Annotated in this window: 15 protein-coding genes; 1 reads left to right on the top strand and 14 read right to left on the bottom strand. The window is 35.9% G+C overall.

Features of this window, described 5'->3' with window-relative positions; genetic code table 11:
• Positions 1-67: 67 nt before the first annotated feature.
• From BR50_RS06315 to pth, 5 genes are all read right to left on the bottom strand, one after another.
• A complete protein-coding gene (locus BR50_RS06315; RefSeq protein WP_034547231.1) occupies positions 68-337 on the bottom strand; it encodes an RNA-binding S4 domain-containing protein in 270 nt (89 codons plus the stop codon).
• A complete protein-coding gene (locus BR50_RS06310) occupies positions 334-1,389 on the bottom strand; it encodes a MazG nucleotide pyrophosphohydrolase domain-containing protein (RefSeq protein WP_034547229.1) in 1,056 nt (351 codons plus the stop codon). Before BR50_RS06310 ends, BR50_RS06315 begins: the two co-directional genes overlap by 4 nt.
• 10 nt (positions 1,390-1,399) lie before the next feature.
• Positions 1,400-2,986: a putative polysaccharide biosynthesis protein gene (locus BR50_RS06305; RefSeq protein ID WP_034547227.1), complete on the bottom strand. Its 1,587-nt coding sequence runs from the start codon at positions 2,984-2,986 to the stop codon at positions 1,400-1,402.
• 43 nt (positions 2,987-3,029) lie between these two features.
• Positions 3,030-6,572: a transcription-repair coupling factor gene (gene mfd / locus BR50_RS06300; RefSeq protein ID WP_034547225.1), complete on the bottom strand. Its 3,543-nt coding sequence runs from the start codon at positions 6,570-6,572 to the stop codon at positions 3,030-3,032.
• A 125-nt stretch (positions 6,573-6,697) separates the two neighbouring features.
• A complete protein-coding gene (gene pth, locus BR50_RS06295) occupies positions 6,698-7,273 on the bottom strand; it encodes an aminoacyl-tRNA hydrolase (RefSeq protein WP_034547223.1) in 576 nt (191 codons plus the stop codon).
• A 610-nt stretch (positions 7,274-7,883) separates the two neighbouring features.
• On the opposite strand from pth, the gene BR50_RS06290 reads away from it, so the two are divergent.
• Positions 7,884-8,858 carry an L-lactate dehydrogenase gene (locus tag BR50_RS06290; RefSeq protein WP_034547221.1) on the top strand — a complete coding sequence of 325 codons (975 nt, stop codon included), beginning with the start codon at positions 7,884-7,886 and terminating at the stop codon, positions 8,856-8,858.
• Positions 8,859-9,355: 497 nt separating this feature from the next.
• Here the strand turns inward: BR50_RS06290 and BR50_RS06285 are convergent, their stop codons facing one another.
• From BR50_RS06285 to BR50_RS06245, 9 genes are all read right to left on the bottom strand, one after another.
• Positions 9,356-9,787, bottom strand: coding sequence for a NusG domain II-containing protein (locus BR50_RS06285; protein ID WP_034547219.1), 432 nt, complete (start codon positions 9,785-9,787; stop codon positions 9,356-9,358).
• A gap of 178 nt (positions 9,788-9,965) precedes the next feature.
• A complete protein-coding gene (locus BR50_RS06280) occupies positions 9,966-10,955 on the bottom strand; it encodes a ribose-phosphate diphosphokinase (protein ID WP_034547217.1) in 990 nt (329 codons plus the stop codon).
• Positions 10,956-11,058: 103 nt separating this feature from the next.
• Positions 11,059-12,426, bottom strand: coding sequence for a bifunctional UDP-N-acetylglucosamine diphosphorylase/glucosamine-1-phosphate N-acetyltransferase GlmU (gene glmU / locus BR50_RS06275; protein ID WP_034547215.1), 1,368 nt, complete (start codon positions 12,424-12,426; stop codon positions 11,059-11,061).
• 321 nt (positions 12,427-12,747) lie between these two features.
• Entirely contained in the window at positions 12,748-13,488 is a 741-nt protein-coding gene (truA, locus tag BR50_RS06270) for a tRNA pseudouridine(38-40) synthase TruA (protein WP_034547213.1), read from the bottom strand.
• A 204-nt stretch (positions 13,489-13,692) separates the two neighbouring features.
• Complete coding sequence (locus tag BR50_RS06265; protein WP_034547211.1) at positions 13,693-14,202, bottom strand: SOUL family heme-binding protein; 510 nt, start codon at positions 14,200-14,202, stop codon at positions 13,693-13,695.
• 365 nt (positions 14,203-14,567) lie between these two features.
• Positions 14,568-15,389: a pur operon repressor gene (gene purR, locus BR50_RS06260; RefSeq protein WP_034547209.1), complete on the bottom strand. Its 822-nt coding sequence runs from the start codon at positions 15,387-15,389 to the stop codon at positions 14,568-14,570.
• Between the two features lie 245 nt (positions 15,390-15,634).
• A complete protein-coding gene (locus BR50_RS06255; RefSeq protein WP_034547206.1) occupies positions 15,635-16,465 on the bottom strand; it encodes a metal ABC transporter permease in 831 nt (276 codons plus the stop codon).
• Entirely contained in the window at positions 16,411-17,118 is a 708-nt protein-coding gene (locus BR50_RS06250; RefSeq protein WP_034547204.1) for a metal ABC transporter ATP-binding protein, read from the bottom strand. Before BR50_RS06250 ends, BR50_RS06255 begins: the two co-directional genes overlap by 55 nt.
• 59 nt (positions 17,119-17,177) lie before the next feature.
• On the bottom strand, positions 17,178-18,116 hold the full coding sequence (locus BR50_RS06245) for a metal ABC transporter substrate-binding protein (protein ID WP_034547202.1): 939 nt from the start codon (positions 18,114-18,116) through the stop codon (positions 17,178-17,180).
• Positions 18,117-18,330: the final 214 nt, after the last annotated feature.

Raw genomic sequence — 18,330 nt, 5'->3', positions numbered from 1 at the left:
TTTTTTTCAAAATAATTTGTATTCAGAAAAGGCATTTCTATTTGATTATTTCCTTCTCATTTTTTATTTAGCTATTTGGTTCTTCTTTATGCGTTTCGCTTATAATGCTAAACATTTCTTTTGACTCTTCTTTTTTAGTTGTCTCAACGATTTTATCGATCCTGACAACAAGCGTTTTATTCCCAAAGGATATCGTTAATTCATCTCCTACTTTGACATCTGAAGAAGATTTAGCTGCTAGACCATTAATTTGTATCCGGCCTTTATCTGCTACTTCTTTTGCGATCGTACGGCGTTTAATAATTCGGGAAACTTTTAAAAATTTGTCTAATCTCATAAGTTATTCCTCTTTTCTTCAGCTTTTATTTTTTGCCAAATTGCGTCGACTTCTTCAGCTGTTTCTGCTTTGATCCCATCGAATACATGCGGATGACGGCGACGAAGTTTTTTGTTTAATGTTTCAACTACTTCTTCAAACGAAAAATAACCCGATTGTTCTCCTACATTTGTATGATAGAGGACTTGCATCAATAAGTCGCCTAATTCTTCTACCATATTATCAATATCGTCATCTTCAACGGCTGCTTTAAATTCACTTACTTCTTCTTCAAGATACGTAAGTAACGTTCGATGGTCTTGCTTTTTTATCCAGGCATCTCCATCTTCACCCATAATAGTATCAATATAATACTGTACCGTTTGAAAAGATTTTGTCCGTTCGTCCACTGCTAAAGGTGGAACGTATAAAGACGTTAAATTATGAACGCCCTCCATCCGATCCAATTCAAATAATGGCAACCAGTCTACCTTTTCATTTTTGCTCCCAGCTTCATGTACCAAGGCTAAAATATGCTCATCTGGATATTTTTCCATTAAAGTTAGTTTTACTTCACTAGCAATATACTCATTAAACACTTGCATAACGATGATATGTTGACTAGCTACTAAATCATCTTGATTTAGATCCAAAGCATCCACTAACTGAAAACCTTCTACCGGGTCAATTTTTACCGCTTGAAAAAGATCATCTAAGAAACTTTTCCCGCCTTTGATCTCAATTGAGATCCCAGCTTTGTTTTCTAATAACAATTGAACTGATTTTTCAGCCACCATTGGATGTCCTGGAACAGCGTAAATTATATCTTCTTTTTTAGCAGCCTCTAACAATTCTTGTACAATCGTCTCATAAACGCCCTCAAACTGGTTGTTCTCCTCATAAATAGTATCAAATGATTGAAAAACAAGCCCCTCTTGCTCTAAATCCTCCACTGCTGGATGCAGTTTGGTTCGTAGATACAATGGCTTTTCTTTTTTCAGTAATTGGTACACGCCAAAAGGAAGCTGTTCAATATCCCCCGGACCAAGTCCGACAACTTTAATTTTCCCCATTCAGTTCCACCTATTTTCTTAATAATTTTTTCCCAAAGGGAAGAGATAACCATTCACGAATCGTTAATAATTCAAATTTTATTATCAGCCATAGAAAGACTCCAACACCTGTGCCTCCACCTATCACTGTGTAGCTAAAAGCAGCCCACCGATTTCCTTCAATTAAAGCATTTTTTCCGAGTAATTGCATTTCAAGCCATACTATTACAGCCATTACACCACAACTCAATAGTAATTTCCATCCAAAGCTTTTTTCTATTAAACGCTCTTTTGTTTCTTTAGATGAATCAAACCGCATAACCATTAAAATAGCAAACAGACTCACTACAGTTGCTCCACTTGAACCAAGTGTCCCATAGTGTTCAACGAACCATTCGTTCAGCACTATTTTTACGCCTAATCCAATCAGCAAAGCTGCCAGCGCAACTCGATGCTTATTTTGACTTTGAAAAATGGTGTTGTAGACCCCGATCAGTGATGCAAAAAATATAGCCATAGTATATATGCTCAATACAAGATCTCCATCTATATCGCCAAATAAGGTTAAATTCAAATACGGCATCAACACGATCATACCAGTAGTAGCTGCCATAGCAAACGTTGCCGTTATCCGCATTAAAGATTTTGCGGTTTTAGCAAAAGCTTTTTTATTATTTTGGGCAAATGATTTACTCAATGAAGGAATCAAACTAGCCGAGAAAGCTGTAGCCACAACCATCCCTAGTTGGACTAGCGGTTGGCCTCGGTCATAGATCCCCTTTAAGTTTTTTGCTTCAACAGAATTCACTCCATTTTCTACCAATCCATTATATAACGTAAAAGAATCGATCAATTGCATGAGAATGAGTAATGCGCTCAATAAACACATCGTGAGGCCTTCTGTGGCAAACCGTCTTGCGATACTCTTATAGTTAAGTGGTACAGCTATCAAACTTACTGCTGGCTGTTTTTCTACTTTTAACAGCCGTTGTTTGTATAGTGCGATGCTTAAAATAACGCAGGCGACTAAACCGGCTATCCATGAACTGCTCATAGCAATGGTTCCCATTTGGTATTCATCCCACTGGTTGCGCGTGTATAAAAAAGCGGCCGCCAAAATGACTGTTACCCGCACAAATTGTTCTCCTACTTGAGAAACAGCTGTAGGCAGCATGCGAAAAGTTCCTTGAAAGTAACCGCGACTAACGGCTAAAAACGGAATAAGCAAGAACAGCCCCGAAACAGATTGAATAACAGGCTCTAAGTTGCCATCACCCATCCATTTTGCAATCAGTGCGGCCGAAAAATAAAGCCCCAAAAAGAAAATCCCTGAAAAAATACTCAATAAGATAAATGATTTTTTTAAAAGACTTTTCTGCTCAGCAATCGTTGAAGTTTCAGCAACCAACTTAGATAAGAAAATAGGAAAACCACTCAGTGCTACCGTCATTGCGATACCGTAGATCGGATAAATTTGTTGATAAACATAAAACCCTGAATTTCCAACCATATTCTGAAAAGGTACTCGATAAGCAGCACCTAAAATCTTAGCAATAAAGGCTGCTACCGAGAGAATGATTGCTCCATTCATCATTTTTCTCATTTGTTGATTTTCCAATTTTCTGCCCTCACTTATCTTACTTGAATCAGCAATTCACGTTTTATTTTTTTGCTATCGTGGATCGGTCAGCGTCTTTGGAACGATAGTCGACGATTTTTTGGGCGAATTTTTGGATATGACCTAACCATTGATAAGTTGGCTCTTTTTTCAACTGCAATGTAACCATTAACCGGTCGCTTTTTATTGCAACATTTGCTCTTAGAGGTATTTCACTTAACGCTCTGAACACTTCTTCTGCTGGCAGCGATTGAGTGCCCGAAACAGAAAAGGTCACGACAATTTCATCTCCGGGTCGTTTGACCGTTTCGATTAATGCATGCTCTCCATACATTTTGATCAATCCAATCGTCAATAAGTCAGCTACTTCATCAGCATATTCTCCAAAACGATCGATCAAGTCATCCTGCAATTCAACGTATTGTTCATGTGATTTCAATTCTCGAATCCGTTTGTAGATTTCGATTTTTTGCCGTTCATCTTCTATATACGTACTTGGTAAGTACGCATTGATTCCTAAATCAATTTCAACTTGTGTCTTTTCTTCTTTTGTATCCAGTCCTCGTTTACGAGCTACTGCTTCACTTAACATTTCAGAATACAAATCAAATCCAACAGAATCGATAAACCCATGCTGTTGTGCGCCCAAGAGATTTCCTGCACCGCGAATCGATAAATCGCGCATCGCAATTTTGAATCCTGAGCCTAATTCAGTGAAATCTTTAATCGCTTGCAGTCTTTTTTCACTGACTTCATTTAACACTTTATTCGGCTGATACAAGAAATAAGCATACGCCACACGATTACTCCTGCCGACACGTCCGCGCAATTGATACAATTGCGACAACCCCATATGGTCTGCATTCTCTACAAACAACGTATTAACATTAGGTATATCGACACCGGTCTCAATGATCGTAGTCGTTACGAGCATATCGTATTCCCCTTCAATAAATTGTAACAAGGTATTTTCAAGCTGTCCTTCTGTCATTTGACCATGCGCATAGGCGATTCTCGCATCTGGGATCAACTGTTGCAACTCATCTACTTTTTTCTCAATCGTCGCTACTCGATTATACAAGTAGAAGACTTGACCACCACGTGCCATTTCTCGTTCTACAGCTTCACGAATCGCGCCTAGGTTTTGTTCCATAACGTATGTTTGAACGGGATATCGATTTGCTGGCGGTGTTTCGATAACCGATAAATCGCGCACACCCAACATTGACATATGCAGCGTTCTAGGAATAGGCGTTGCTGTCAACGTCAATACATCCACTTGAGCTTTCAACTGTTTTAATTTTTCTTTATGCTTTACGCCAAAACGTTGTTCTTCATCAACTACAAGTAAACCTAAATCTTGAAATTCAATGTCCTTTGATAAAATACGGTGCGTCCCGATAACGATATCGACCTGGCCTTTTTTTATACTTGCAATGGTCTCACTTTGCTGTTTCTTTGTTCGGAAACGACTAAGTAAGCCAATTTCGATTGGAAAATCAGCAAATCGTTGCAGCATCGTTTCATAATGCTGTTGCGCTAAAATAGTGGTCGGAACTAAGAATGCAGCTTGCTTGCCTTCTTGAATAGCCTTAAATACTGCCCGCATAGCTACTTCTGTTTTACCATAACCAACATCGCCAACAAGCAGACGATCCATTGGTTTCTTCTGTTCCATATCGTGTTTTATTTCAGCAGTACTCCGTAATTGATCATCTGTTTCAGTATATGGAAACGCATTTTCAAACTCTTCTTGATAGGCATCATCTGGAGAAAAAGCATAACCTACTTCTTGTTCTCTAGAAGCATATAGCTCAATTAATTCATCCGCGATATCTTCAATCTTAGTAGCTACTTTTTTCTTTGTCTTAGCCCATTCTGTTCCACCCAACTTATTTACTTTAGGCGTTTTAGCTTCAGAAGAAACATACTTTTGTAATAAATTAAGCTGTGTTACAGGAATAAATAATTTTGCCTCATCTTTATAAATGATCGACATATAATCTTGATAAATGCCATTGATCTCAAGAGTTTCCATTCCAGTATATTTCCCTATCCCATGATTAACATGAACAACATAATCTCCAGGATTCAGTTCGCTGTAACTTTTTAATCTTTCCGCATTAGACAGCGTCTGACGTCTAGCGGTTTTCTTAGTGACTTTATTAAATAATTCTCGTTCAGTAATGACTACTAGTTTTTCCGTCGGCATTTCAAAACCTGCCTGGACGTATCCTACTGTTACTTGAACTTTTTCAAGTTCGATCCTAGCAGGTTTAACTACTTTACTGGTTATTTCAAAATCTTTGAAGATCTGCTGTACTTTTTTAGCTCGATCCGCATTTGGGACCATGATGATAACCGTATTTTTTTGTTTGATCCAACGATCTATTTCTGTTTTAAATAAAGGCATTTGCCCAAAAAACTGTTGCATATTTCGATATTGGAAAGCCTGGATGTTATTAAAACGAGTATTTCCCATGCCCTTTTGAAAAACAGCAAAATATAAGATACTATTGCTTAACGTCTTCAATTGATCACGAAAATTATTAGAAAAAACTTGTTCTTGCAATATACGTCGCTCACTCAGTTTACTTGTGATAAATTCAGCTTCTTCTTCATTTAAACGACGATCAGTATCCATCACCCTAGGATACTCGTCCATCACAACGATCCCTTTTTTGCTCACGTAATCCAGCACACTATTCTTTTCAGGATAAATGAAGTCTGTAAACATGGTTAATTCATCGATTGGTTCACCTCGTTGGAAGGCATCTGAAATGGGCGTCACTTGTTTCGTAAATGTTTGTCTATCTGAAGCATCTTGGATCAACCCGAGATTTCTTTCGACCGCCTTACTAAATCTAGGGGCTGCTGCCATTAACTGTTCTTTTGTATAAAACGTATCAGTAGCAGGCAAAATAGTTACTTTGTTGATCGTTTGGATCGACCGCTGCGTAGTTGCATCAAAATAACGCAATGAATCAACTTCGGTATCAAATAAATCGATCCGAATCGGAAACTCTTCTGTTAAAGAGTATATATCGATGATTCCACCGCGAATACTAAATTCACCTGGGCTGTTGACTAGCTGTTGTCTTGTATAACCCATGTCTACTAATCTTTGAGCCAAATTGGTTAAATCCAGTTCGCCTCCCTGTTTAATGGTAAACTGCGCTGATTTCCATAGTTCTTTTGGCGGCAACAATTTCCGTACTCCAGCAAGAGGTATGATAACGACTCCATATTTTTCAGACAATAAAAAATCCAATGTTGCTACTCGCTCTGCTCGTGCTTCAGGTGATGCTACAGACATCTCTGCATAGATCATCTCGTCGACTGGGAAAAGATGCAGTCGATCTTCAGGCATCCAATCAGCAAAATCTTCCATTAATTGATTTGCATGAAATAAATTATGCGTCACAATAATGAATGGTTTTTTCTTTTCTGCTACTAGCGTACTTAAGACTAATGTTCTTGCAGAGCCGGATAAGCCTGTTATTAATTGCGACTGATGTTGCTCCAATTGACTTAATAAAGTCCCAACGTCAGGTGCATTCGCCAATATTTTTTTTATATCTCCCACCGTAAGAACTCCTTCTTCAATCCATTTTTTGTTGGCAAATAGATTGTTGTAATGAACAAAAGAAGCTCAGAATTTTCTGGGCTCCACTGCTTCTCAAATTTTTAATTTCTACTTTATCAAACATCTTACACATTCTTTTTTTTATTGAATTGATTCATGACGTCTGAAAACGAATGTCCTTCTATCCAATAATCTAAAGCTGCTACGCCATCTTTTATTGCTATCAACAATTCCTCATGCTGATCTTTAGGAAAACCGCTCAAGACATGCTGCACGACTGTTTGTTTTCCTAAAGGGCGATCGATCCCAATTCGAATACGATTAAAATCTGCTGTAGCTAAATGGTCGATCATACTCCTAATACCATTATGGCCACCTGCACTGCCTTTTTGACGAAAGCGAAGTTTCCCGACAGGTAAATCTAAGTCATCATAAACCACTATTAAATCTTCTATTTCCACATTAAAATAATCCATTAACGGCCTTACAGCTCTCCCTGAATCATTCATAAACGTTTGTGGTTTTACTAAAAGAACTTTTTCACTTCCGATAAATGCTTCTGCATATATAGCTTCAAATTTCACCTTATTGAATTCCATTTTATGTTGAGCAGCAAATTCATCTACTGTAATAAAACCAATATTATGTTTCGTATTTTTATATTTTGAGCCAGGATTTCCTAAGCCAACGATCATTTTCATTATTCGGTACACTCCAATTAATTGTTTCGCATCTATTTTCCAACTAACTTAACCATATTGCACGCAAAAAAATGCCGCACGATTTTTTTCGTCCAGTAACAATTATTTATAGTATAACACAATTTAGTTGTTTTTTCTTTAAACTTAGGCCTATTCCAGTATCATTACTTCTTATTCAAAAGGCTTTTGCACGAACTGTTAAAGGAGCTCAATCCCTAAACAATTTTTCTTAACTGAACTCATGAACTTCAAATTTAGAGCACCCTATGTAGATGCTGATTTTCAGCGTACTTGATCCATCCAGAAACCTAATCTTTTTGTTTTGAAATAATTTAGTTTAGTCGTATGATATAAGCAACAGGATAAGTATTACATTTCAACTATTTTATTGGATTCGGCCGGATATCCTCTCTTATTACATTTCAAAAATGCTTGAAATCTTTTTCAGATATTTAGAATTTCAATTCACATAGGTTGTTTATGTTTGAAAGTGCCGTTTCAACAGTTTTAAAACCTTTTGCATTTTCAAAAATTTCAATTTACAAAAAGTTTGTTAAGTGCTACACTATCTTTGTTAATAATCTTATTTATAAAGGGAGTTTGTTGTAATATGACTAAACATGAAGTAAAAGATCACCAAAAAGTAATTTTAATCGGAGATGGAGCTGTTGGATCTAGTTATGCTTTTACTCTAGTGACACAAGGTATCGCTCAAGAACTAGGAATCATCGACATCAATACAGATAAAACTGAAGGTGATGCTATTGATCTATCTGACGCTTTAGCCTTTACCTCTCCTAAAAAAATCTATTCAGCAACATATGCCGATTGCCATGATGCAGATATCGTCGTAATCACTGCTGGAGCTGCTCAAAAACCTGGTGAAACTCGTTTAGACTTAGTACAAAAGAATTTAAGAATTTTTAAAAGTCTTATTGGTCAAGTTATGGAAAGTGGATTCGATGGTATTTTCTTAGTAGCATCCAACCCTGTAGATATTCTAACTTATGCAACTTGGAAATTTTCTGGACTTCCTAAGAACCGTGTTATCGGATCTGGTACTACTTTAGATACTGCCCGCTTCCGTCAAGCTATTGCTGAGCTAACTGGCGTTGATACTCGTAACGTTCATAGTTATATTCTAGGTGAACATGGCGACACAGAATTCCCAGTATGGTCTCATGCAAACATTGCCGGACTAACTATTAATGAATGGATCAAAGATAACCCAGATACTGATGAACAAGCCCTTGTAGATGTATTCTTTAGCGTAAGAGATTCTGCCTACAACATTATTCAAAAAAAGGGAGCTACTTTCTACGGTATCGCGGTATCACTTGCTCGTATTACAAAAGCTATTTTCAATGACGAAAATGCTGTATTGCCTCTTTCAGTTTACTTGGATGGTCAATACGGACAACATGATGTGTTCATTGGTGCTCCAGCGATCATCAATCGACAAGGTATTCAAAATGTCATCGAGATTCCTTTAAACGATTCTGAAATGGATAAAATGAATTTATCTGCCGCTACATTAAAAAAAGTTACAGCTGATGCTTTTGCAGCTCTAGAAAAAGAAATCTGATAACAAAAAATCAGAGATAACAGCTAACTTCAATCTCACTTTTCTACGGAAGAGTGAGATTTTTTTGTGTTACACTCCTATATTGAAATATCCTGATTGTTTAACAAATGGTGCTGTTTTTAAAAAATCTCTTCTGACATAACAGATTTGCTTGTGGAGGGCCATGGAAGCCTGAAACCTAAAAAAGGGATCAAACGAATCTACTAACACAAAAAATTATAGACCCAGTATTCTTAAAGTAAAAGCGGCACTTTTTCGCTCTTGTTCTTTAATAGGTAACCGCTATACGGATAAATGGCGCTCATTCCATGCTCCACTTTTTCATTGGATGCTCTTGTACATAAGATCAGCTCTTCCATCCCACAGCTAGCTCGGGAAAATAATCAATGCAACAATAAAAACAATTTTGTTCTTAGGGCGTTTATCCTACCACATTGAGGGTATTATAAAAAACAGTTCAACTGAATTTTAGCCATTCAGTTGAACTGTTTTCACTTTTAAAGCGGAAGAATCACGTTATCATCCGGTGCATTTGAAGAATCTGTTACTTTAACTTCAATAATTAATTTATGCGGTAAACAAATAGCCGTTTCACCAGGCTTACTGATCCAACCTGTTTTTACAGCTATTTGATCTGGGCTATTGTCTTCTTTGTTACGGATTTTTGTTCCATCAACTTCAATAATATTGTATTGCTCATCTGCTGGATAAAAAGTAAAGGTTTCATTAGGTGTATTTTCTGATAGCTCTATCTCTTTAACGGTTTCACCATCGATCATTACCACAGCATAAATCGTACTATTTTCACCTATATCTTTAGTCGTTTGACTAAAAATAATAAGCGGTATAAACGACCCCAACAATAATAAAATAACAATAACACCGTCAAAAGGGCGTACCAATTCTAATTGATTTTTAAATTTTTTCATTATCAATTGACTCCATTTCTCCCATTTCCCTACTAGTAAGCTAATGCTTTAAGTATAACAATCTTTGTTTTAGACAGCAAGATGATCATTCGTGTCGCTGATTTGGCACAACAAAAAAATGCAATAAGAAAATCCATCTTTTTCTTATTACATTTATTTAATTATGAAATAAATTTAATTATTTTATTACATCCGTATATTTTTTTTCAAATAATGGACTAACTGATCTGTTTTCATGGATACGCGTAATCGCATTACCCATTAAATTACTAATACTTACTTCAACAATTTTGTCGATTTTTTTATCTTCAGGAAGATAAATTGAATCTGTAACAATCAATTGTTTGATTACTGAATTTTGAATTCTATCGATAGCTGGACCTGATAAGACAGGATGTGTACAGCATGCATAAACCTCAGTAGCTCCTGCTTCAGAAAGAGCTTGAGCGGCTAATGTAATCGTTCCTGCAGTATCAATCATATCGTCAATCAAAATACATTTTTTTCCTTTTACGTTTCCAATAATATTCATAACTTCGGCTACATTTGCTTTAGGACGACGTTTGTCAATAATAGCAATTGATGATTTTAAGAATTCAGATAATTTACGGGCACGGGTCACTCCTCCGTGATCTGGCGAAACAACAACTACGTCATCTCCTTCAGTAACAATTCCTTGCGTTAAGAAATAATTTGCTAAAAGAGGAGCACCTACCAAATGGTCGACAGGCATATCGAAAAACCCTTGAATCTGAGCAGCATGTAAGTCTAAAGTCAGCATACGGTCTGCTCCAGCAGCAGTAATCATATTAGCAACGAGTTTTGCAGTAATAGGTTCTCTAGAACGAGCTTTACGGTCTTGTCTTGCATAGCCATAATAAGGCATAACAATATTAATTGTTAATGCACTTGCACGTTTTAAAGCATCTATCATAATCAACAATTCCATTATGTTATCATTTACGGGACTTGATGTTGACTGAATAATATAGACATGTGATCCACGAATGCTTTCTTCAATATTGATTCTAATTTCTCCATCGCTGAATTGATCCACAGATAGTTTCCCTAATTCTACTCCTACTGATTCAGCAATTTTTTCTGCTAATGGCCTATTTGAGTTTAACGCAAAAATCTTTAACTTAGAATCAAAATACTGTTCTGACATAGTTACCTCCACTTTTTTATTTGCAACTTGTTTGCTTCATACCCATCAATAATAGTTAATTTTTCACTGAAAATCAAGCAATTTAGTAATTTATAGTTAATTTTTAATGTGGCAACTTGTCAAAGTAATTCGGTTTATTCTCTTGACGAGCTCTTGCGATAGCAAGCGACTCAGCAGATACATCTTTAGTAATAGTGGAACCTGCAGCAATGTAAACATTTGTTTCAATTTTAACTGGCGCAACTAAGTTAGCATTGCACCCTATAAATACATTATCGCCAATAGTTGTGCGGTGTTTATGTTTTCCATCATAATTAACAAAAACAGTGCCACATCCGACATTAATATTTTCCCCTAAATCAGCATCTCCAATATAAGTTAAATGCCCTACTTTAGTATCTTTAGCAATGATTGCATTTTTGATCTCAACAAAATTTCCGATGTGGACAGAATTTCCAATCGTACTATTTGGTCGCAGATGACTATATGGTCCAATATTGCTATTATCTGACATCTTAGAATCTACAATAGTAGAACTTTTCACTTGAACTTGATTCCCAATTTCACTATTTGAAATTTCGGAATTTGACCCAATAAGGCAATCCTCTCCAATAACGGTCTTGCCTTTAAGGATCACTCCAGCTTCAATAATTGTATCTGAACCAATTTCAACCTCACTGTCAATATAAGTTGTAGCTGGATCAACAAAGGTAACACCATTTTGCATATGTTTTTTATTGATTCGACGTCTCATTAATTTAGCTGCTTCGGCTAGAGCAATGCGGTCATTAACACCCAACGCTTCTTCCTCATAGTCCATTTTATAAGCTGAAACGACGTATTCTTGTTTTTTTAATATTTCAATCACATCTGGCAAATAATATTCACCTTGAACATTATCATTTCCAACTTGTTTAAGTGCTTCAAACAATAATTGATTGTCAAAGCAATACGTTCCTGTATTGATTTCTTGAACTTGTAATTCTTCTGAGCTAGCATCTTTTTGTTCAACTATTTTTTCAACATTTCCTAATTCATTCCGAATCACTCGACCATAACCAGTAGGATTTTCAGCATGTGCTGTTAGAATAGTTGCTTTTGCCCCTTGTTCTTGATGATTATCAAATAAATGGCTTAATGTTTCGGCTGTTAAAAGTGGCGTATCCCCACAAATAACCAATGTCGTTCCTTCTTTATCTTTTAAAAGTTCTTCAGCTTGGATAACAGCATGTCCTGTCCCTAACTGTTCAAACTGAACCGCGTATTCAGAACGCGTTCCAAGGTAATCCTTTACTTTTTCAGCGCCAACTCCAACAATCGTTACGATCTTATCTGCACCCACAGCTTCGACTTGACTAACTACATGACCAACCATAGGTTTTCCTGCAACTGGATGCAATACTTTATATAACTTAGATTTCATTCTTGAACCTTGTCCTGCTGCTAATATAACTGCATAACGTTGTAACATTACATAAACCCCTATCTAATTTAGTTACTTTTAAATGTTTAATTACTTGATTTTTTTAATTTAATTAAAGGCTTTTTACTACTAAGTCTCCTATTGTATAATAGCTTATACACCGTGAATTTTCAAGATACAATATAGATCCTCTGTTTTTCCCTCTGGTATCAATGGGAAAATAAAATAAGGACAAAAGTAACTAAATTACTAATGCCCTTACTATTTTTTTAGCAGATCATAAAAATAAATTAGATAACTAAAAAGTCATTCGTGATCCATTCAAACGTACTTTAGGCTGAAAACATCTAAAGGTATCATTCAATCTTGTCAATCGTAATAAACTTCATCTAAAAATAGTCCTTGAGAAGGCACAGTCATACCGGCATCACTTCTGATCCCGCTCTTAAAGATGGCGTCAATAGCCTCCGGTTCCGTCATACCCAATCCAATTTCTATAATCGTTCCCATAATAATTCTAATCATTTTGTATAAGAATCCTTCTCCGGTAAACGTAAAGTGTAACAGATCGCCTTCTTTTTGGATCTTGATTTCATCGATAGTCCTAACTGTCGATTTTTTTGATTTCTTTAGAGAAGAGAAACCGATAAAGTCATGTTTTCCAACAAGCTTGTTGCAAGCCTCGTTCATTTTAGCAATATCAAGTTCTCCAGGGTAATCATAACTGAAATTGCGCTCAAATACAGAGGGTACAGGATTATTCCAGACATAGTAGCTGTATTTTTTTCCATTAGCATTATACCTAGCATGGAATCTTTCTGGTACTTCCTCAAGTTTCTTCACGATAATATCACGTGGAAGATAACGGTTTAGATGGTCTAACATCGCTGGAAATTCCATGGTAGCTATTGTTTTAAAATTGGCTACCTGTCCATTAGCATGAGCTCCTGCATCCGTACGTCCGGATCCGATTATTTCAATTTTATCTCCTGTCATTGCTGATAAAACATTTTCTATTTTTCCTTGAATCGTTTTATCTGAATCACTAAGTCTTTGCCAGCCTAAATATCTGCCGCCATCATATTCAATCGTCATTTTAATATTTCTCATTTTATCCCTCATATTCATCTTATTCTGTTCATGTTTTATATCGTGCACTTCATTATCGGACCTGTATCAACCTATTAGATTAACCATTGATCACATTTATTGCTAAATAATAATTTTTATTTATTAACTTCTTCATTTGAACAGACGCAGTTCAACAAGCATAGCTTTTTTAATAAGTCGATTATTATAAACTCATTTTCCAGCTTAAACTTTACTAATTCTAGCCCATATTTCATTTCTTCTAAACATAGGCGGCACAAGAGGTGCGTTGTAAGAAGCTAACATATAATTTGATTGCCTTTCATAACCCTTTTCCAGTATCCATGCTTCTAATTTTTTCTTCATTTTCAATTCTTTTGATTCATTAGAAAAACCTGAATACTGTATTGATCCGAATAAACCTTCATCGAACTTTTTCACTTTTAGATTTGGGTTGTTCGGCTCTGGTATTTGGTTACTATACTTTTCTGGAACAACAAATGCCATTTTCTTTTTTTCTTCAGTTTCTTCTTGAATAACCGGTATCGTCATTGAAATTTTTTCGTTTTCTTTATTGTCACTAGATATATACTTGAATAACGAGCCAAATCCATTTCTAATTTCCGGATCATTTGTATTTTCATATTCGACGATAAAAAAATCAACATATTTTCTTATCTCAAATTCCTCTTCTTTCATCAATACATCATAATCTGGTGTTTCATATTTACTCATAGAATCACTCCATTCATAATAAGTTAATGATTACACCCTTATTATATCATTTTTAATTCTATATCCTTCATGATTATATTCCAACTAACTATTTGCAGCTTATCCCAGTTTAATATACTAGTACGATTTTCTATTTTTTTATACCTTAAGCATAAACTTATGCTGAAAAAAGAGAAAAATCTTTCGTTGTACACTCATATTAATACGGATGAACTAGTGATGTTAGAGGTTTATTAACGCCAGAATACCTTAATCACTAAAATTGATAAGTATCTATAACAATAAAGATGGACACCTGATACTATTATCGAGAAGCTTTTCAAGTCACATGGATGAAGCTATTTGATTTAGCCTAATTTGACAAATCAACTTTTATTGAAATAATTTCCGGGTTGTACATGTATTGTTTTCTCGCGGACATTCACTTCATCAACACATAAAAGAGAAGTGTATTCATCAACCATTCTATTACCATTAAACGTAGACTCTGCAAAAACAGTGATCCCAACTAATTCTGCTTCAAATTCTTCGATCAAGCTCTTCATACCATTAACGGTACCTCCGCCTTTCATGAAATCATCTACGATCAATACTCGAGATCCACGACGTAAACTTCTTTTAGATAACTCCATTTTTTCAACACGATCTGAGGATCCAGAAACATAATTGACACTAACCGTTGATCCTTCTGTTATTTTAGAATCCCGGCGGACAATAACAAAGGGCACATTCAAATACGTTGATACTGCTTGAGCAATTGGTACACCTTTTGTCGCTACTGTCATAACAGCGTCAATCGGTTGTTCTAGATATTTAGTTGCAATAATTTTCCCTACTTGGCGCAGCACACTTGGTTGTCCTAACAAGTCAGATAGATAAACATATCCACCTGGTAATAAACGATCTGATTCTGATAAACGTTCGCACATTTCTTTCACAAATTCTTCAGCTTCATCTTTTGCGATTTGAGGTATATAACGCACTCCTCCTGCTGCTCCAGGAACGGTTTCTAGCGTCCCAGTACCTCTTTCTCTAAACGTTTTTTTAACGATACTTAAATCTTCACTAATAGAAGATTTAGCAGAATCATAACGGTTAGCAAAATAGGTAAGTGGTACTAACATATGAGGTCGTTCTAACATATAGCGCGTGATGTCGATCAAGCGTTCACTTCTTTTTATTTTCATTATTTCACCTTTTCTAGAGTTTTATTTTTTAAATTTTGCCAGGTCATTATTTCTATCAAACATCATTATACGCGTTTCGTACGTAAAAAGGTAGCTTTTTAAATAATATGATAAAAACGTTCGTTTTTATCAGCAGTTTCTCATCAAAAAAAATACGAACCTTCGTATTCATTTTATTTATACTTTAACTGAATGAAAAAAGGATCGAGCAAAAACTCAATCCTTTTTTCATATTCGATTATTTATTATGATCGACTTTTTTTATATCTCATTTGTTGGACTATTTTCATCGTTACTGTTGTAATCACAAAAATGGCAATAAATATTAAGGTTATCGTTGCACCTGGTGGAGTACCCCATTCATATGAAACTGTCAATCCTGTAAACATACCTGTAATACCAACAATGATTCCTACAAAAATAACCCATTTGAAACTATTGCTTATCCGCATGGCAATAGCTGCTGGCAGAATCATAATAGCTGATACAAGCAAGGCCCCTGCAATTGGCATGATAACTGCAATCGTGACCCCTGTAATCACATTAAAGAGGATCGACATCAATCGTGCTGGCAAGCCGGCTGTGAAAGCCGTATCTTCATCAAAAGTCAACACATACATCGGTCTGCGAAAGACAAAAAATAATACTACTACAATTATAAATAATGCCGCTAATAAGTAAAGTTGTGGTTGACTGATCGTCACGATTGACCCGAATAAATACTGTTGGATAGTAGTAGTAGATCCACCGCTGCTTAAACTCATTAAGACAAGCGCTAACGACATTCCAGTAGACATCAAGATAGCAATTGAAATTTCAGAATAAGATTTATATAAACTTCCTAAATACTCTATGATCACAGCCGCAATAATTACTACGACCAACGTCGTAAAAGTTGGATTCACATTTAAAAATAGCCCCAATGCAATTCCTGCTAAAGAAATATGGGCTAAAGTATCTGCCATTAACGATTGCCTTCTAAGAACTAAGAAGAGACCTAGAATAGGAGCAATAACCGCAATTAAGAATGCGGCTTGGAATGCTCGCTGCATGAATCCATAGAAAAACATCTCCATGGGGAATCCTCCTTTCGTACAAGCCGAATGTGCCTATCCGCATAGTTTTTAATATCTTCATGATCATGCGTTACCATTAAAATGCCTTTGCCATGAAACTCACTGTTGTGCTTTAACAATTCATAAAAATCGGTTCTAGATTCTAGATCCATACCGGTAGTAGGTTCATCTAGAACAAACAAATCTGGATCTGTTGCAAAAATACGAGCTAATGAAATCCGTTGCTTTTGTCCTCCAGAAAGTTCTCCAATTTTTTTTTGGCGTAAATCCCACATACCTACTGATTTCAATGCACGTTCAACATGCTCATGATCTTCAGCATCTAAGCGTTTAAACCATTTCCCTCTTTGATAACGGCCTGATCGAACCAATTCCAAGACTGTACTAGGAAAACCCGCATTAAAAGAAGCTACTTGTTGTGGAATGTAGCCAATTGACAACGGTTCATTTCTATTATTGACAGCAGAAATTTTAGCTGTTCCTTTAGTTGGTTTAAGCAGCCCTAAAATATTGCGCAATAGGGTTGATTTTGCGGCTCCATTTTCTCCTGTTAGCATAACAAACTCACCAGGATCGACCGTAAACGAAATATTTTCTAATACTGGTTCTTCATCATAATAAAAAGATAAATCATTTACTTCAACGTAATGCATGGATATCCCTTCTTTCTTTTTACCTAGTGAAAAGAGCTTTTACTCCAATTCAGGTTGCTTTAATTGATACTTTTTTGAAGAGCCGCAAGATTATTTTTCATTACTTGAATATAATCGATCCCTTTTTCTTGATCCTCTGTCGTAATACCTTCAACCGGATTTAATATTTCTAATTGTGTACCCGTTTCATTTGCCAATGTTTCAGCAATTTGACTAGAAGATGCTTCTGCATAATAGATATAGTTTATATCGTTCTCTTTTACATAATCTTGTAGCTCAGCCAGCTTAGCTGGACTTGGCTCTTGTTCGGTTGAAATCCCAGCAATCGAAACTTGTTCTAAGTTATATCTATCAGCTAAATAGGCAAAAGCCGCATGTTGAGTCACAAACGTACGTTTTGTCGCTCCACTAAATGCCATTTCAAATTCTTGATCTAAGGCCTGTAATTTTTCATTATAATCGATTGCATTTGTTTCATACACGTCTTTATTTTCTGGATCTGCAGCAATCAGACCTGCTTTGATGTTGCTAACTTCTTCTTGAGCAAGTACAGGATCCAACCAAATATGAGGATCTACTTCATGATCCTGTTCTTCTGCTTCATGCTCGTCAGGATCTTCAGTTGATTCCAATAAAGAGATCCCTTCGCTAGCGTTTACCACAACCGTATTTTCTGTATCAATACTGTCTAAAACGCTTGGGACCCAAACTTCCATTTCTTCACTGTTGTATATAAAAACATCGGCATCTGAAATTGCCGTAACTTCTTTCGCACTTGGTTCATAACCATGTGTATCTGTACCTGCTTCTAACAACATTGTTATTTCTGCTTTGTCTCCAGCCACATTTTTTGTAAAATCATACATTGGATAAAATGTTGTAACAACTTTTAATGTATTTGATTTTGGCTGAGTATCTTCTTGATTCCCACATCCTACTGCTGCAATCAGTAAGATGGAAAATAGAGATATCACTCCAATTCTTTTTTTTCTATTCATTGGACTTTTATCCTCCTTTAATTTTTTTATTTAACTACTGCTTTCGTCTAAATCGTAACCGTTACTATTTAAAATCCATTATGTAGCTTATCATTATCTGCTATGTCCGTCAAGAAAAAAAGACTATGTAAAGAAAAAATTTAAATTCGAAACGGATTTTTAAAGTCTATTCTAGAATAATTACCTAAATATATAAGGTGGGGACGAAAATTTT

It is taken from the genome of Carnobacterium alterfunditum DSM 5972, from assembly GCF_000744115.1.
Classification (GTDB): Bacteria; Bacillota; Bacilli; order Lactobacillales; family Carnobacteriaceae; genus Carnobacterium_B; species Carnobacterium_B alterfunditum.
Note: the sequence above shows the minus strand (reverse complement) of the source record. Positions and strands in the feature narration are given on the sequence as shown.

Coding starts and splice junctions, on each gene's coding strand:
- BR50_RS06315 (WP_034547231.1), bottom strand. CDS start 337: ATGAGATTAGACAAATTTTTAAAAGTTTCCCGAATTATTAAACGCCGT.
- truA (WP_034547213.1), bottom strand. CDS start 13,488: ATGAGAAATATTAAAATGACGATTGAATATGATGGCGGCAGATATTTA.
- purR (WP_034547209.1), bottom strand. CDS start 15,389: ATGAAAATAAAAAGAAGTGAACGCTTGATCGACATCACGCGCTATATG.
- BR50_RS06310 (WP_034547229.1), bottom strand. CDS start 1,389: ATGGGGAAAATTAAAGTTGTCGGACTTGGTCCGGGGGATATTGAACAG.
- BR50_RS06255 (WP_034547206.1), bottom strand. CDS start 16,465: ATGGAGATGTTTTTCTATGGATTCATGCAGCGAGCATTCCAAGCCGCA.
- BR50_RS06285 (WP_034547219.1), bottom strand. CDS start 9,787: ATGAAAAAATTTAAAAATCAATTAGAATTGGTACGCCCTTTTGACGGT.
- BR50_RS06290 (WP_034547221.1), top strand. CDS start 7,884: ATGACTAAACATGAAGTAAAAGATCACCAAAAAGTAATTTTAATCGGA.
- glmU (WP_034547215.1), bottom strand. CDS start 12,426: ATGTTACAACGTTATGCAGTTATATTAGCAGCAGGACAAGGTTCAAGA.
- BR50_RS06280 (WP_034547217.1), bottom strand. CDS start 10,955: ATGTCAGAACAGTATTTTGATTCTAAGTTAAAGATTTTTGCGTTAAAC.
- BR50_RS06265 (WP_034547211.1), bottom strand. CDS start 14,202: ATGAGTAAATATGAAACACCAGATTATGATGTATTGATGAAAGAAGAG.
- BR50_RS06245 (WP_034547202.1), bottom strand. CDS start 18,116: ATGAATAGAAAAAAAAGAATTGGAGTGATATCTCTATTTTCCATCTTA.
- BR50_RS06250 (WP_034547204.1), bottom strand. CDS start 17,118: ATGCATTACGTTGAAGTAAATGATTTATCTTTTTATTATGATGAAGAA.
- pth (WP_034547223.1), bottom strand. CDS start 7,273: ATGAAAATGATCGTTGGCTTAGGAAATCCTGGCTCAAAATATAAAAAT.